Source organism: Streptococcus parasanguinis, assembly GCF_015556095.1.
Classification (GTDB): Bacteria; Bacillota; Bacilli; order Lactobacillales; family Streptococcaceae; genus Streptococcus; species Streptococcus parasanguinis_Q.
On the sequence record NZ_JADNLT010000001.1, the window covers coordinates 18,962 to 34,209 of the forward strand.

The 15,248-nt window shown below is 42.4% G+C and carries 13 protein-coding genes; 9 read left to right on the forward strand and 4 right to left on the reverse strand.

The features are described from left to right. The first annotated feature begins 46 nt into the window (after positions 1 to 46). The 3 genes from I2E70_RS00090 to I2E70_RS00100 all read left to right on the forward strand — a co-directional run bounded on the left by I2E70_RS00090 (position 47) and on the right by I2E70_RS00100 (position 2,933). Positions 47 to 982, forward strand: coding sequence for an Rpn family recombination-promoting nuclease/putative transposase (locus tag I2E70_RS00090; protein ID WP_031576732.1), 936 nt, complete (start codon positions 47 to 49; stop codon positions 980 to 982). Positions 983 to 1,135: 153 nt separating this feature from the next. Further along, the gene (locus I2E70_RS00095; RefSeq protein ID WP_031576730.1) at positions 1,136 to 2,059 is read left to right on the forward strand and encodes an L-lactate dehydrogenase; all 924 of its coding nucleotides are present in this window, start codon (positions 1,136 to 1,138) and stop codon (positions 2,057 to 2,059) included. Positions 2,060 to 2,393: 334 nt separating this feature from the next. Continuing rightward, positions 2,394 to 2,933, forward strand: a complete 540-nt coding sequence (locus tag I2E70_RS00100; protein ID WP_070589552.1) for an NADPH-dependent FMN reductase — start codon at positions 2,394 to 2,396, stop codon at positions 2,931 to 2,933. Between the two features lie 184 nt (positions 2,934 to 3,117). On the opposite strand, the gene I2E70_RS00105 is transcribed toward I2E70_RS00100, so the two are convergent. The 3 genes from I2E70_RS00105 to I2E70_RS00110 form a co-directional block, all read right to left on the reverse strand. Continuing rightward, positions 3,118 to 3,813 (reverse strand): VIT1/CCC1 transporter family protein, encoded by a 696-nt coding sequence (locus I2E70_RS00105; protein WP_070450388.1) that lies wholly within the window; start codon positions 3,811 to 3,813, stop codon positions 3,118 to 3,120. Positions 3,814 to 3,986: 173 nt separating this feature from the next. Continuing rightward, positions 3,987 to 4,109, reverse strand: a complete 123-nt coding sequence (locus I2E70_RS10635) for a hypothetical protein (protein ID WP_256317999.1) — start codon at positions 4,107 to 4,109, stop codon at positions 3,987 to 3,989. After that, entirely contained in the window at positions 4,096 to 5,490 is a 1,395-nt protein-coding gene (locus I2E70_RS00110) for an MFS transporter (RefSeq protein WP_070589550.1), read from the reverse strand. Before I2E70_RS00110 ends, I2E70_RS10635 begins: the two co-directional genes overlap by 14 nt. Before the next feature lie 312 nt (positions 5,491 to 5,802). Here I2E70_RS00110 and I2E70_RS00115 point away from each other — a divergent pair, with 312 nt between their 5' ends. From I2E70_RS00115 to I2E70_RS00140, 6 genes are all read left to right on the forward strand, one after another. Beyond that, positions 5,803 to 7,095, forward strand: a complete 1,293-nt coding sequence (locus tag I2E70_RS00115) for a PTS transporter subunit EIIC (RefSeq protein ID WP_195422882.1) — start codon at positions 5,803 to 5,805, stop codon at positions 7,093 to 7,095. Beyond that, entirely contained in the window at positions 7,082 to 7,939 is an 858-nt protein-coding gene (locus tag I2E70_RS00120; RefSeq protein WP_070589546.1) for an alpha/beta hydrolase, read from the forward strand. Before I2E70_RS00115 ends, I2E70_RS00120 begins: the two co-directional genes overlap by 14 nt. 355 nt (positions 7,940 to 8,294) lie before the next feature. Continuing rightward, complete coding sequence (locus I2E70_RS00125) at positions 8,295 to 9,404, forward strand: DUF4767 domain-containing protein (protein ID WP_070589544.1); 1,110 nt, start codon at positions 8,295 to 8,297, stop codon at positions 9,402 to 9,404. Positions 9,405 to 9,618: 214 nt separating this feature from the next. Next, the gene (locus I2E70_RS00130) at positions 9,619 to 10,182 is read left to right on the forward strand and encodes a hypothetical protein (RefSeq protein ID WP_021152825.1); all 564 of its coding nucleotides are present in this window, start codon (positions 9,619 to 9,621) and stop codon (positions 10,180 to 10,182) included. 176 nt (positions 10,183 to 10,358) lie between these two features. Beyond that, entirely contained in the window at positions 10,359 to 11,126 is a 768-nt protein-coding gene (locus tag I2E70_RS00135) for an ABC transporter ATP-binding protein (RefSeq protein WP_195422883.1), read from the forward strand. Then, positions 11,119 to 13,122, forward strand: coding sequence for an FtsX-like permease family protein (locus I2E70_RS00140; protein WP_129299576.1), 2,004 nt, complete (start codon positions 11,119 to 11,121; stop codon positions 13,120 to 13,122). The genes I2E70_RS00135 and I2E70_RS00140 overlap by 8 nt, the downstream gene beginning before the upstream one ends. Before the next feature lie 99 nt (positions 13,123 to 13,221). Here the strand turns inward: I2E70_RS00140 and I2E70_RS00145 are convergent, their stop codons facing one another. Then, positions 13,222 to 15,186 carry a peptide ABC transporter substrate-binding protein gene (locus I2E70_RS00145; RefSeq protein ID WP_150905657.1) on the reverse strand — a complete coding sequence of 655 codons (1,965 nt, stop codon included), beginning with the start codon at positions 15,184 to 15,186 and terminating at the stop codon, positions 13,222 to 13,224. Positions 15,187 to 15,248 lie beyond the last annotated feature (62 nt).

Below are 15,248 nucleotides of genomic sequence, written 5' to 3' on the forward strand. Positions count from 1 at the left end.
GAAGTAGAGGGAACTTCCCTCTATTTTTTATCGAAAAGGAGCAGGGATGCAGAAAAGACATGCGCATGTATCGCCGACCTTGGACATCATGGCCAAGAAGATTTTTAGTTTGCCGGAAGTGACAACGGCTTTTATTCGAGACATTTTGGAGCTGGATGTAGCGGACGCTCAGATTGTGGAGGGAAGCCAGCCCCATAATATGGCTTATGAGGAGGATGACTTGTTCTCCACTGCGGTGGATGTGAGAGCCAAGCTCCATGATGGAACCGAGGTGATCATCGAGATCCAGATTCGCAAGCAGCAGTATTTCTTGAATCGATTCCATTACTATTTGGCCAATCAGCTTGTTGAGAATGTACAAAAACTGCGCCAGCAAGGACAGACACATAAGATGTACGAGCAGATGGAGCCCGTCTATGGGATTGCGATTTTGGAGAAGTCGCTCTTACTGGACGAAGAGGCCGCCATCAATAAATACTGGCTGACCAATAGCCGGTCCGGAAAGCAACTCAAGACCTATTATAAAAATGGCAAGCACCAAAATCTTCTGCAGGTTGCCTTTTTAGAGCTAGACAAGTATAATAAAGATGAGAAGCTGACAGATGCAGGCAGACAGTGGTTGGAGTTTTTTGGGAATCTTCCCTTTACAAAAGCTCCCAGTCAGGCTGTGGCTCATGCAGATTCATTATTAGATTCATCTAGCTGGACTAAGGAGGAGAAGACCATGATAGACGAGCGGATTCGCATTCAAGAAAATTATGATATGACTATGGAGACAGCGATTGATGAAGCGCGAGAAGAAGGTTTGGAGCAAGGATTGGAACGTGGTCTGGAACAAGGTTTAGAAAAAGGCCTGGAACAAGGTCGTAATGAAGAACGTCTGCAGTTAATCCGCAAAATGGTCTCACGAGGAATGACACCTGAGCTTATCTCAGATATGACGGGCTTAACCATTGAAGAAATTGAGGCTCTTCTTTCCTAAGTCATAAACGGAGGCACCGCCTCTTTTCTTTTTTGAAAAAAATTGAAAATTTTCCCATTTTTTCAATCCGCCTTTCTAGAATTGTGGTAGAATAGAGTCAACAAAGAGCTATCCTCACCAACAGTGTGATCGATACTAGAAAAGAGGATTCTGATGACAAGAAAAATTGGTATTATTGGTTTGGGGCATGTGGGTGCGACCTTGGCCCACAGCATGATTTTGAAACACACCTGTGATCACTTGGTCTTGATTGATACCAATGAGAAAAAGGTCAAGGCAGATGCCTTGGATTTCTGTGATACAGTTGCCAATACGGGGTATCCGGTTCATATCACGGTCAATGACTACGCGGCTTTAAAAGATGCGGATGTTGTGGTGTCGACTCTTGGAAATATCGAGTTGCAGGCTAACAACACAGATGACCGTTTTGCGGAGCTTCCCTTTACCAGTAAGCAAGTGGTGCAAGTGGCGCGTGATTTGAAGGCTTCTGGCTTTAGCGGGGTCTTATTGGTAGTGACCAATCCGGTCGATGCAGTCACTCAACTCTATCAACAATATACCGGCCTTCCAAAAGAGCAGGTGATTGGGACAGGGACCTTACTGGATACAGCTCGGATGAAGCGCGCAGTCGCTGATCGTTTGCAGGTTTCTCCTGCTAGTGTATCAGGCTACAACCTCGGTGAGCATGGGAATTCTCAATTTGTCGCTTGGAGTCAGGTCCGTGTCAAAGGACATGCTATTACCGATCTCTTCTCTCAAGAAGAGCTGGACGCCATTAACTACGAATCCTTGCGTGGTGGTCATACTGTCTTTTTTGGTAAATTCTATACCAACTTTGGGATTGCTGCAGCAGCCCAACGCTTAGCAGAAGCTGTGATCAATGATAGCCACGAGGAAATGCCGGTCTCTAACTATCGTCCAGAATACGGAACTTATCTTGGCTATCCAGCGATTGTAGGTCGAAAAGGAATTATCGAACGATTGGACTTGCATTTGACAGAAGAAGAAAAAGAAAAATTACTCCATTCAGCCGAAACCATTAAGGAAAACACACGAAAAGGGCTGGAGCATGCATAAAAGAGAGGAGGCTGGGACAAAAGTCCTAGCCTTTTAATTGTTTTTGGATTGTCGAGCAAGACTAGATAGCGGGCTTGAAGTCATCATTAATTGGATTGTAAAGATCTCTGGGGTTTGTTTTTCTTGGATGTTGATCCTCTATAGATTTATACGGTTATGATTTATTGAAGGTTGGCTATTATTGTCCAACCTTTTTTATCTGACTCTTTTTAGGATTCCCCTATCGAAATGGAGTAAAAGTTAAAATTCCAAGTTGTAATTCTTGACATTACATCTAGGGCATGTATAATAGTTAATATAACAAATATTCTTACAACAGAAAGAGAAAGCAACTATGAGAAACATTTTATTTATCGTCGGATCCCTTCGTCAAGGATCTTTCAACCACCAAATGGCTCAGAAAGCAGAAAGCCTTCTTGAAGGAAAAGCAACGGTGACTTACTTGGACTACAAGGGCATCCCAATGATGAACCAAGATTTGGAAACGCCAACCTTGCCAGCTGTGCAAGCAGCGCGTGATGCAGTCCTTGCTGCGGATGCTATCTGGATCTTCTCACCAGTCTACAACTTTGCCATTCCAGGTGTAGTGAAAAACCTGATCGACTGGCTCAGCCGTGCGCTTGACCTATCAGAAACACGTGGTCCATCTGCCCTCCAAGACAAGATCGTAACCGTCTCTTCAGTCGCTAATGCAGGACACGAGCCAATGTTTGCGGCTTACCAAGCACTCTTACCATTCGTTCGGACTCAAGTAGTGGGTGACTTCACAGGAACAACCGTGAACCCAGAAGCCTGGGGAACAGGTGAATTGATCTTGACAGATGAAGCAGTGGAAGGATTGAAAAAACAAGCACAAGCTCTATTGGAAGCATAAGAAAAAGTCCATTTTGGACAATTTTCTTAAAAATAGAGAAAGTAAAAAAACTCTTAAGAATAGCGCTATATCAGCATTCCTAAGAGTTTTCATTCTATGGTGTCCAACCTACAAAATGGCAATGTTTCTATTGTTGCTAGGGTTTGTCTACGTTCTGAAAGCTGAGACAAAAGTTTCAGCTTTTTTAGATACTAAAGAGTTGTCCAAAGAAATAGGTTACTCCCATGGTAAGGAGGCCAATGATCAGGTTGCGAAGCATGGCTGGCTTGGTTGGTGCTTTTCCTAGTTTCGCACTGGTATAGCCAGTGAAGATCAAGGATAGTCCAACAACGAAGACTGTCACTGGAATGCGATAGTTAGCTGGAAAGAGAATGATAGAGAGCATTGGAGGAAGGGAACCAATAGAAAAAGCAAGGAAGCTAGATGCAGCTGCATGCCAAGGATTGGTAAATTCTTCGTATTCAATGCCGTATTTCTCTTCGACCAAGGCTTTGAGGGGGTGTTTCAGAAAGGCGCGCTCTGTCAGAATTTTTGCTGAAGTTTCGCATTCTCCATTTTCAAGATAAGCATGGTAGAGAGAGTCTCTAGCTAACTTTGGATCGCGATCCAATAAGGCTTGTTCGCGGTTCACAGCAGCTTCTTCCGTGTCTTTTTGTGTGGAAACAGAAACATACTCACCACCCGCCATCGAAAAGGCACCGGCCAGAATTGCAGACAAGCCAGATAAGAAAATGATCCAGATGTTATGCGTGGCACTGGCCACCCCGATCACCACTCCAGCGATAGAAATGATTCCATCATTGGCCCCTAGAACCGCAGCTCTCAAAATATTCAAGCGATCGCTAAATGATTCATCTACTCCATGTTTTATTTCAGTCATACAATGTCTCCTTTTCCTTATTTAGAATGATTATAAATAAAATACAGAAAGAAATCAAGGATTTTAACTCAAATGATAAAAGTTAGACAATTTAATGGAACCTTTTAGTTGTAAAATTTGACATTACAAGCAAAATGGAGAGAGAATTTGACATACACCTATCCTATCAAGGTTTATTTAGCAGAAGTGCATAATTTTTGAGGATCCTGATGGCATTCTAACGCGAGTGCGGAAAGGATAACAAAAAACAGCAGGCTTCCTGCTGTTTTTTGACGAGATAAATTAGTTGGTTTCATTATCTTTTCCCACCACCCAAAATAAGAGAAGGAGTTGGAAAATACCTAAGGCAAATAAGGTCATGAAACCATTGCGACTGCCTTTAGCTGTGGCTTGGGTGAAATCCAGCTTTTGATTGGCTTGGCTCATGGCAACGATCAAGGAAGCCAGAGTTGTTCCAACAGCACCTGCAAATTGTTGCAAGGTATTAAAGATTGCGTTCGCATCGGGTTGCTCTTCCAGAGAGAGTTGTTTCTGTCCGTTTGTCATGATATTTCCAAAGGCAAGTCCCATACCGGTCATGAAGAGCATGTAAAAGACGAGAATCAAACCATTTGTCAGCTTCAGGCCCAAGAGGGTGAAGTGAAAATGGGCCAGAAGGATGAAAGCAGCACCAAGGAGGATCGGTTTGCGGGCCCCCAGTTTATCTAGAATCAGACCAGAGAAAGGAGCAAAGCCAGCTCCAATGATGGCTCCTGGAAGCAGCATCAAGGCTGCAAGCGTAGTGCTTGAGTGGTTGACCAATTGGATATAATTAGGAAGAAGAAAACTCATGGCAAGAGAGCCTAATTGAAAGGTGAAGAAGGCTAGAATATGGCCAGTGAGACGATGATTTTTCAAAATAGAAAGATTGATAATGGGAGTCTCTAACTGATTGGACCGCCAGACCAAAAGGACCAGTCCCAAGGTTCCGATCACCAGCCAACCAAGCACAGAAAAACTGAAAAACGCATGATCCGCTAGGCCATGAATACCTAGAATCAACCCTATGAAAAGGGCAATGATGGCAAGAAGGCTCACGATATCAAAGGTTTCCCGCTTGACTTTACTGATTTGCTCAATGGAGCGAAGTCCTGCAACTAGTGAAGCTAGAAGGATCGGGAATTGAACTAAAAAGATGGACCGCCAGCCGAAGCTAGCTGTTAAGAGTCCCCCGACAGTAGGCCCTATAGCGGGTGCAATGGCTGTAATCAAGGTCCCCACTCCCATCATGAGACCGATCTTACGTTTTGGGACTTGTTCTAAAATGATATTAAACATCAGAGGGAGGGCAAAACCAACCCCCATTCCTTGGACCAATCGCCCCAGGACCACAAAGCCAAAATTTGGAGCTAAGAAGTCGATAAGAACACCTAAAACAGATAGGAGATTTCCAACTAAAAAGATGGACTTCATTTTAAAAGAACGCTTGAGATAAGCAGATAAGGGGACCACACAGGCAACCACTAGAAGATAGATGGTCGTAACCCACTGGACGGTTGCGGTGTTGATTTCAAATTCCTTCATCAATATCGGGAAGGTGATATTCATGGCAGTCTCTCCAGCCACCCCGCAAAAGGACAGGATCCCTGTCGCAAAGATCGCGAACAAGACCTTGGCTGAAATTTTTTCTTGTGACATAGACGTCTGATTCCTCCTAAATCTTTCTATAATGTTGTAAAAATGGTCTGAAAATCCATCCTAGCTCTCTCATTTTTCGTCAAATCCAATCGCTATGGGCATAGCAGGACCGACGGTAACCTGATTCATCGTTTTGTTAGCTAACAAATAGTATAGAGGAAATGAAGACCCCTGTCAAAGAGTTTTTCAAAAATTATGAAAATTTTAAAAGTATTCTCAAAAGATGATGCTTCTCCAAATGAAAGGGATTGCTCACCACTATGATATAATAAGATGAAAGCAAGCAATGTGAACACACCAATAGGGGGCGCCATGACCAAGTATTTAGTCCAGAAGTTTTTCTGGTTACGAGAAAAAAGTTTTATTCAGATTTCCCAGAAAACCCTGGTTTCCTTATTTCCTTTTTTCTTATTTTCAGGAATCATTCGAGTGATTGCCTTATCGGTCTTTTCTGATCGAGGCTATATCCATCAGCTCTTTTCGATGGACAGTTGGTTGCCATGGAATCAAGCTATCAGCCAGGTTCTTATTAATTTTTCCAACTTTCTAGGAGGTCTAGCAGGGCCTTTAGCAACCTACTTCGCTGGGAAATATACAGCTGGGCACTATGGTAGAAGTACGGGGACAGCCGGCGTGACTGCTCTTTTGGTCAGCTTGATTGTAGGGTCTCAGGAATTGTTGGTGGGACCACTCAATGATGGGCAACTGACAAGAATTAACTTACCTGCGACGACCAATATCCTCTTAGCCATTGTTTTAGGCTATCTAATCGGACAGATCTTTCGACTATCCAAGGCTAGTGACGACCAGATTGTGGACAAAGACTTTATCTATCAGCCCAAGACTGTGCGTCCCATTTTCTTGTCCTTGGTTCTGGGGGTTAGCCTGAATATTCTTCTCCTTCTTGGCAATCAGTACCGTATTTTTCAAATGATCGGTCAATTCTTTAGCTCTCTGACTATAAGCAGTCATCATCTCCTGTCCACTTTTGTTATGGGACTCTTCAGTGGCTTATCAGCTTGGGTCGGCAACAGTCAGGCTTTTGCCCTAAACTCAATTGTGGATGACAGTTTTGCTTTAGAAAATCTGAATTACGCTGTGACCCATCATACAACGACGGGGATTCCTCATCTCTATACTTTGACCAATTTGTATCGGAGTTTTGGCATGGTAGCTGGAATTGGCGCTGTCCTAGCACTTTTGGTAGCGATCTTACTGGTCTCCCACAGTCGAAAGGACAAGAAAGTCAGTCTCCTCAGTATTTTTCCAGGCCTCTTTAATAACGGTGCCCCCTTCATGGTAGGGATTCCGGTCCTGCTCAATCTTCTATATGTGATTCCCTTCTTATTGATCCCCTTGGTCAATATGGCCATCGCTGCTGTGGCTTTGTGCTTTAAGCTGATGCCAGCAGCCGTCTATCCAGTGCCAGATGGGACTCCGAGCCTTCTCTATGCTTTCATTGGAACGGGAGGAAGTCTGAGAGCCTTAGCTGTCAGTATACTTTGTTTTGCGATAGACGTGCTCCTTTATCTACCATTTGTCCGCATGGGAAATCGTATTCGAAAAGATCTAAAAGTGAAAGGAGAAAGCGATGAAAGTCTCTAAAAAAACAGCCATCGTCCTCACTTTGGTCTGTCTTTTCTTGATCGGTTTAGCCATTCCTTCTTATAGCTGGACTCGAACCAATGTTTCAAAAATCGAGAAATTTTATAATTCCAAACTGTCGCCCATCATCATGATTCCAGGAAGCTCAGCAACAGAGAACCGCTTTGATGGCTTGGTGACCAAGCTCAACCAAGGCCGCCAAGGCACCAAGCACAGTCTTCTCAAGCTCAAGGTATGGAATGATGGGAATATCACCTATAGCGGTAGTATTGATGCCAAGGACAATGAACCAGTGATTGTGGTTGGTTTTGAAAACAACAAAGATGGCTATAGCAATATTAAAAAGCAGGCTAAACTATTCAATCAAGCCTTTGAAGCCCTTCAAGAAAAATACAATTTTAATAATTTCAAGGGCTTGGGTCATTCTAACGGGGGCTTGATTTATACAGCCTTTATCGAAAATTATCTAGAAGATTATGATGTGGATCTCACGACCCTCATGACCATCGGAACTCCCTATAATTTCACGGAAACCAATATTCAAAACAAATCTGAGATGTTAGCCGATTTTATCAAGGGGAAAAAAGCCATCCCTAATACGCTTTATATGTATTCAGTAGCAGGAACCATCACCTATGATTCCGATGAGTTGGTCCCAGATGCCAGTGTTTCTGCTGGGAAATATATCTACCAAAACCAAGCTGCTAGTTATACGGAGATCACAGTGACGGGGGAAGATGCCCAGCACTCGGACCTTCCAACCAATGATGAGGTGGTTGCCTTGGTGAAAGAGCATATTGAAAGTCAACCGGATCGTAGAACCAAACCAAATAAAGAAAACTAATTGTGGCTGAGCAAAAACTCTCCAGACTTCTATGTTTAATAAGCATAACTGTATGACGCAGTGGTTGATTGCTCAAAGCACTGCTTTAAGGTGGTAGATAGGACTTGCGAAGCAAGTTTCCTAAGTATTCGTTCGCTTTTCAAGCTCCAAAGATGACCTAATGATGGAAACAAAGTTTCCTTTATCTACAACCTTCAACAGTCTCCCAGACTGTTGAAGCTATGCGGGGGAGGGAAAGTTGAAAAGGTTTGGGGAACCTTTTCAACCTTTTTAATTTTAGGAGTTCTTTCCCACTCCCACTTTTTTTAGTATAATAAAGATCAGTATGAAAACACGGGAGACTAAAGGAGATCAGATGAAAAGAAAACATTGGATGCAGTTGGGATTAGCGGCTTCGAGTATGGTCTTGTTAACAGGATGTTACCAAAGATACCAGCGCCAGTCCAGTCCTAAAAAAGAGGTTGCAACCAGCCAGACTTCAGCAAAGAAACAAGCATACAACAAACAATTATACCAGTCTGTTTTTTCAGACTATCAAAAGATTTTTGCCACTTCAAATGATTTGGATGCTATTTCCAAATTAAATTCTCAATTAGCCAAAGAAGATCGAATGATCAATAGCTGGGTGATCGAGACTGTCATCAATCAGCCAGAAGCCGTTCGCTATGCCTTTAAGGACTTAAATAGCGATGGGGTAGATGAGATGATCATCGCCAACCAGCAAACCGATGGGAGCTACTTTGCGACAGGAGTCTACTACCTCAAGGACCAAAAGCCGACCTTGCTTGCAGAAGGTTTCGTTGCTGGACACGGAGGAGCGCGCAATGCGACAACCCTCTATAAGGGAGGAGAAGTCCTGGAAGTCAGCTGGTTGTCGGGAACTGGCCGTGGTGTAGCCGTGCTTTCACGAATAGAAAAGACACCTCAAGCCGCGACAAAAGTCCAGGAAGAAGAAGTTCAGGTACCTGGGTCAGATCTGAATGCCCTCTTTGGAAAATCTGATGAGGATAAACTGGATCTCAAGAGTTTTGACTGGCAAACCTTTGAAAGCACACCATCAGGAGGCGATACCCAAAGCCAGGGGAAAACGCCATGGAATGCTGAAAAATCAGCAAAATTAGCAGAATTTATGAAGACCTGGGGTCAAAAGATGGGGCAACCCAACTACCAAAAAGGCATTGCTGGCGGTGATGTAGGACCAGACAACCTCTATACTCTAGGGGACAATAGCAAGATGGATGCTATTTATACAGATACTGGTCAAGGAAATGCAAAATACCGAATCGTAGAACGCTATAGCAATTGGGACAAGTATCCAGATGTGCATAGTTATTTCTTTGCCATTACAGATACAGGAGAGGGGATCGTCTTTCATTCCCCAACGACCAATGGTGGAAAGATGTACCTAAAACCAACAGACAACAAGGAACTTCAAGAAGAATTTACGCAACTGCTTCATCAATAAAAAGAAGAATAAACCAGAAAACGACTGTTTTTCTGGTTTTGTTTATCCCAAACAATGAATAAAAATACAAAATAAACGATATTTTTCAGGATAGAAAATATGTTAAAAACTAGTGATAATTAGCGGTATACAAGTGTTTAAAAACAGAAAATGTTTGACAATTAAAGGAAAATCATTTAAAATATATTCATTCTTTATTTATAGGAGAAAAAATATGAAAAAACTTCTTACAGCCGGTGTGGCTCTCTTGTCAGTTGCAACGTTAGCAGCTTGTTCTGGTAAAACTGCTTCAGAATCATCAAGCAAAGATGCAAAAGCTTCTTCTAGCAAAGTAGAAAAATCATCTACTTCAGAAAGCAAATCAAGCAGTTCATCAAAATCATCTAAATCAGCAACCTCTTCTGTTAAAATTCCAGAAATTGTCTTGTTGACTGATGATGAAATCGATAATGCCAAAACAATTGGTGATATGAAAACTCTTTATAGTAAATTAGTGGATAACTATAAAAAATATGCTCAAGATATTGGCGATCAAATTCCCGAATCACTGAGATCTAAATATACTCAACAAGTGGAACCAGCTCTCAAGACATTGGACGAATCAAAAACTCAATTTGATACAGCACTTTCAACTGGTGGTTCAGATGATACGGTTGTTCCTGAACAAGGGCGTACTGTTTTTGTACAACAATTGAAATCTGGACGTGACACTATGAAACAAGCTCTTGAAAGTGCATATAAATCAATTGCGCCATTGCTCTCTTCATCAGCTGAATAATCAATGAAAAAAATAGGGTAGGACCTCAAGTCCTAGCCTATTTTTGCTTTCTTACAAAAATGTAAGAAATAAAGGGTAAAATGTAAGGTTATGTTATGGTGAAAGCGTTTCAGTTTTAGTACAATAGATTTGTAAAAAACGATTGAAGCTTTTATCGAGCTAGAAAGGAATGGACCATGACCCTACTAGACGTTCAACATATCAAAAAAATTTACAAAACCCGCTTTCAAGGAACGCAGGTTGAAGCCTTAAAGGATATTCACTTCACCGTGGAAAAGGGTGAGTACGTGGCTATCATGGGGGAATCAGGATCCGGGAAATCCACCCTCCTCAATATCCTAGCCATGCTGGATCAGCCGACGGAAGGGCGGGTCTACCTCAATGGCACCAATACCTCAACCATCAAAAACAAGGACGCCTCCAGCTTCCGCCGGGAAAAACTAGGCTTTGTCTTTCAAGATTTCAACCTGCTCGACACCTTATCTGTCAAGGACAATATCCTCCTGCCCTTGGTCCTTTCCCGCAGACCAATCAAGGAAATGATGAGTAAGGTCGATAGCGTGAGTCGGGAGTTGGGCATTCACCAGCTCTTAGAAAAATACCCTTACGAAATCTCTGGTGGACAAAAACAACGGGTAGCCGTAGCACGGGCCATCATCACCTCACCTGAAATCCTTCTTGCGGATGAGCCAACAGGGGCGCTGGATTCCAAGTCTTCGGCAGCTTTGCTAGATGTCTTTGAAGATATCAATACCATGGGGCAAACCATTCTCATGGTGACCCACTCAACCGCAGCAGCAGCTCGGGCCAAGCGCGTGCTCTTTATCAAGGACGGGATTCTTTACAACCAGATCTTTCGTGGGGAAAAGACAGAGCGTCAGATGTTCCAAGAAATCTCAGATACTCTGACGGTCATGGCGGGAAAGGAGGATCCTGATGTTTAAATTAACAAGTAAATTAGCACTTTCCAACCTCAAACAAAATCGCAAGTTGTATTATCCTTTCGCTATAGCTGTCATTTTAACGACCATGATCCTTTATAGTTTTATCGCCTTGTCATTGACCCCTCATTTAGAGGATTCTTACGGAGGGGGATCGGCGAGAACTGTTCTTGGTTTTGGCAGTTTCGTCGTCCAGCTGGTCGTCATCATTTTGGTGGCTTATGCCAATGGCTACGTCATGAAAAATCGTTCCAAAGAACTGGGACTCTACAGTGTTCTGGGAATGGAGAAGAAGCATCTCCTCATCATGACCTTATGGGAATTGCTCTTCTTCTATGTTCTCACAGTTGGAGTAGGACTGGGTTTGGGACTCTTGTTTGATCGCTTGATTTTCGCCTTGCTTCTAAAATGTATGGGTTTACCAGTCGTCATTCAATCAACCTTCCAGATAGAGGCTGTTCTTAACACTTTACTTGGGTTAGCCTTAGCTTTTGGCCTCATTCTCTTGTTGAATTCTTTCCGCCTCTTGCGCTACAGTTCCCTCCACCTTATGCAGCAAAAGAAAGCAGGAGAGAAGAAGGGACGCTTCTTGCTGGTTCAAACTCTGTTAGGACTTGGGCTCTTAGGAATTGCGTTTTATATAGCGCTAACCGTTGAGCGGCCAGTTGCGGCTGTCCAAGGATTCTTTATTGCCGTCATCTTGGTCATTCTAGCGACTTATCTCTTATTCAACGCAGGCTCTATTACCTTCTTAAGATTTCTCAAAGGTCGGAAATCCTACTATTACAAGCCAGAGAATTTTATATCTGTCTCCAACTTAATAGCTCGGATGCGAAAAAATGCAGCGGGCCTTGCGACCATTAGTATTCTATCCACCATGGTCTTGGTCACCTTAACCGGGTCGCTCAATATCTTTATTGGAGGGCAGAATTACCTAGATACGGTTTACCCTTCTGATTACATGATTAGTGTGGGGCATATGCCTTCAGATGCTGAAACAGAATCGGTTATTGAGGATGTTCAAGCTCAAATTAAGAAAACAGCCGATGCGACACATCTATCAGATTATCAGGTGGCACAGACTACATACTGGTCGGCTGAAATTCGAAAGATTGATGGAAGGAGCTTAGAGGTGAATGACCAGTCCACTCCATCAACTGGTCAGGAGTTGAAGTCAGAAGGAACAGTCTACTTTTTTGATCAGGCGACTTATGAGCAACTGACCGGTCAAAAAGTTGAGCTTGGGGAAAATGAAATCCTAGCCTATGGGTATCAATATCCTGGAAAATTAGACGCACAATTAGAAATCAATGGGAAGACCTTCACGATTAAAGAAAAACTAAACTCCAATTTTATCCAAGGGAAACTCCCTCAATCCGACCTGTTTCAACACCAAATGGGCTTGTACCTGGTCCTCCCTGACTTGAACCAACTGGGACTAAAAGTTGATAAAAATTTGGAATTCTCTATTACTGCTAAAAATAAAGATAACCAAGATTTTATTTCTGGCTTGATCAAAGAGCTGTATTCGACAGACAAAATCAGTCAATATGGTGCGACTTATTTTGGTGGATTTGATCGATACAGTATAGAGAAAGATTGGCGTGAAACAGCAGGGACTCTTCTATTTATCGGGATTTTTCTATCGGCGATCTTTCTATTAGCTACAGTTCTCGTGATTTACTACAAGCAGATTTCAGAGGGTCATGAGGATCGAGATAATTTTGTGATCTTGCAACAAGTAGGATTGGACCAAAAGCAAACCGGCACCACCATTCGCAAACAGATACTCACTGTCTTTTTTCTTCCATTATTCTTCTCCTTCCTGTACCTAGGAGTAGCCTACAAGATGATCGCAAAAATCGTTGCTATCTTAGGAGCAACCAATGCGGGCTTGGTGCTTCAAACAACTCTTTCTATCTGCGCTGTCTTCTTCATCTCCTATGTCCTTGTCTTTCTTCTGACTTCTAGAAGTTATCGGAAGATTGTCGTGAGGTAGCGTTCGAGTCTATAAAAGATTAGAAATAAGATGAAACATACAACATTTTGTTAGCACAAAAAACACCGAGGATCAAATCCCCGGTGTTTTCTATCACGATTATTTCACGTGTTTTGCAAGTTCTTCTTGCGCTTTTTTGTTTGATTCTTCTTTTTCTTTCAACCAATTCTTATAAGCTTTTTCGTAATCAGCAGTTGTAACTGTCTTATCTTGAACTTTTTGGTATTTGAAGAAGCTTGATTCACCTTTAATACCAATTGCAGAATTTGCTGCTGAGAATGGCGTTACCTTCGTGATAGATGGAACTCCACCCTTAGAGTAGATTGGAAGTACCATTGCGTTTTCAGTCAACCAAGCTTGGGCAGCAGCGTATTTTTCATAACGCGCATTGGTATCCAATTTTTCAGCATTAGCAGCATCCAACAATTCTTTGTATTGGTTCAAACCAATTTTTTCGATGAGAGCTTGGTCTTTCTTAGGATCAAGTCCCATACCAGTCAAGGTTGAACCATCTGTTGGGTTCAAGATATCCAAGTAAGTAGATGGATCTTGGAAGTCAGGTCCCCAACCTGTGATATCCATATCAAAGTCTTTTTGATCTGGTGATTGGGCGAAGTAAGTAGCGTTGTCTGCATCGTCTGTAGACAATTTTTGTACATCGATCACGACATTGTCTTTACCAAGAGCTGTTTCAATAGAACTCTTCATAGAGTCTGCTTGTTGGACAAGAGCATTAGAAGATTGGTCTACGACATAGTCGATATGGATTGGGAATTGAACACCTTGTGATTGCAATTCAGATTTCGCTTTTTCAAGTTCCGCTTTGGCTTTATCCGCATTATGCAAGCTATCTTGCGCGTCAGCAAAGCTAACACCTTTCCACTCATCTCCTGTTGCGGCAAGTTTTTCTTCAACGAGCGTACCGAAGTCTTTTCCGTTGGCTTGCACAAATGTTGGTGGAACTAGAAGGGTACGTAGAGTTTTTGATGCTCCGTCTTTCCCGTTAACTTGAGCGCTGTAGGAAGTTCTGTCTAAAGCAAAGTTCAAGGCTTGACGGAAATTCTTGTTTTGAAGAGCTGTCTTAGTACTGTTCTTTTGCTCATCAGACGTCTTCTTCGTATGACCGTAGTTTTGACGGTTAACGTTGAAGTAAGCGTAGTAAACAGTAGAATCTTGAGGTGTATAAACGATGTTATCCTTGAATTTCTTCTCAATTGTGCTGTAAGTTGAGCTTGTTGGGAAGAGACGAGCAGTAGATAGGTTCCCATCTGAGAAGTTACGAGCAAGATAGTCTTGGTCAGATCCATCGAAGTAAGTCAATTTAACCGTATCGATGTGAACATTTTTCTTGTCGTAGTAATCAGGGTTTTTATCCAACTCGATTTGTGATTTTGAAGTGAAGGATTTCAAAATGTATGGACCATTGTAGAGGATACCATTTGGTTTCACGCTACCAAAGTCTTTCCCAGCTGATTCCAAGAATTTTTCATTAACTGGCATCATGGTAGCAGTCGTCAATTTAGAATTCCAGAAAGATTCTGGTTGGTTCAAAGTGTATTGAAGAGTGTGATCATCAACAGCTTTTACCCCAACAGTTGAGAAGTCTTTGGTTTTCCCGTTTACATAGTCATCCAAGCCTTTGACCGAGTTTTGAACCAAGTAAAGAGCATCCGATTTTTTATCTGCTACGTATTTTAGAGATGTCACGAAATCTTGTGCAGTGACGTCAGCGTATTCATTTCCTTCTGAATCATACCACTTCGCATCTTTTCGAAGCTTGTAAGTATAAGTCAGACCGTCTTTTGAAACGGACCAGTCCTCAGCAAGAGCAGGCACTAAGTTACCGTATTGATCGTTTTCAAACAAACCATCGACCAAGTTGGTTGTAATGTCGCTTGTAGTTGAACGATTTGAAGTCAAATAGTTCAAGGAATCAGGGTCTGTACCATACACGTAGTTGTAAGTAGTCCCTTTTGACGCATTAGAAGATGAGCCACATGCAGCAAGGAAAAGCGTTGAAGCCGCGGCGACACCTGCTAAAAGAGCAAGCTTCGATTTTTTCATATTCGTGTCTCCTTTTGAATAATTTTAATTATTATACTCCAATCAATCTACAAAATAAAGTG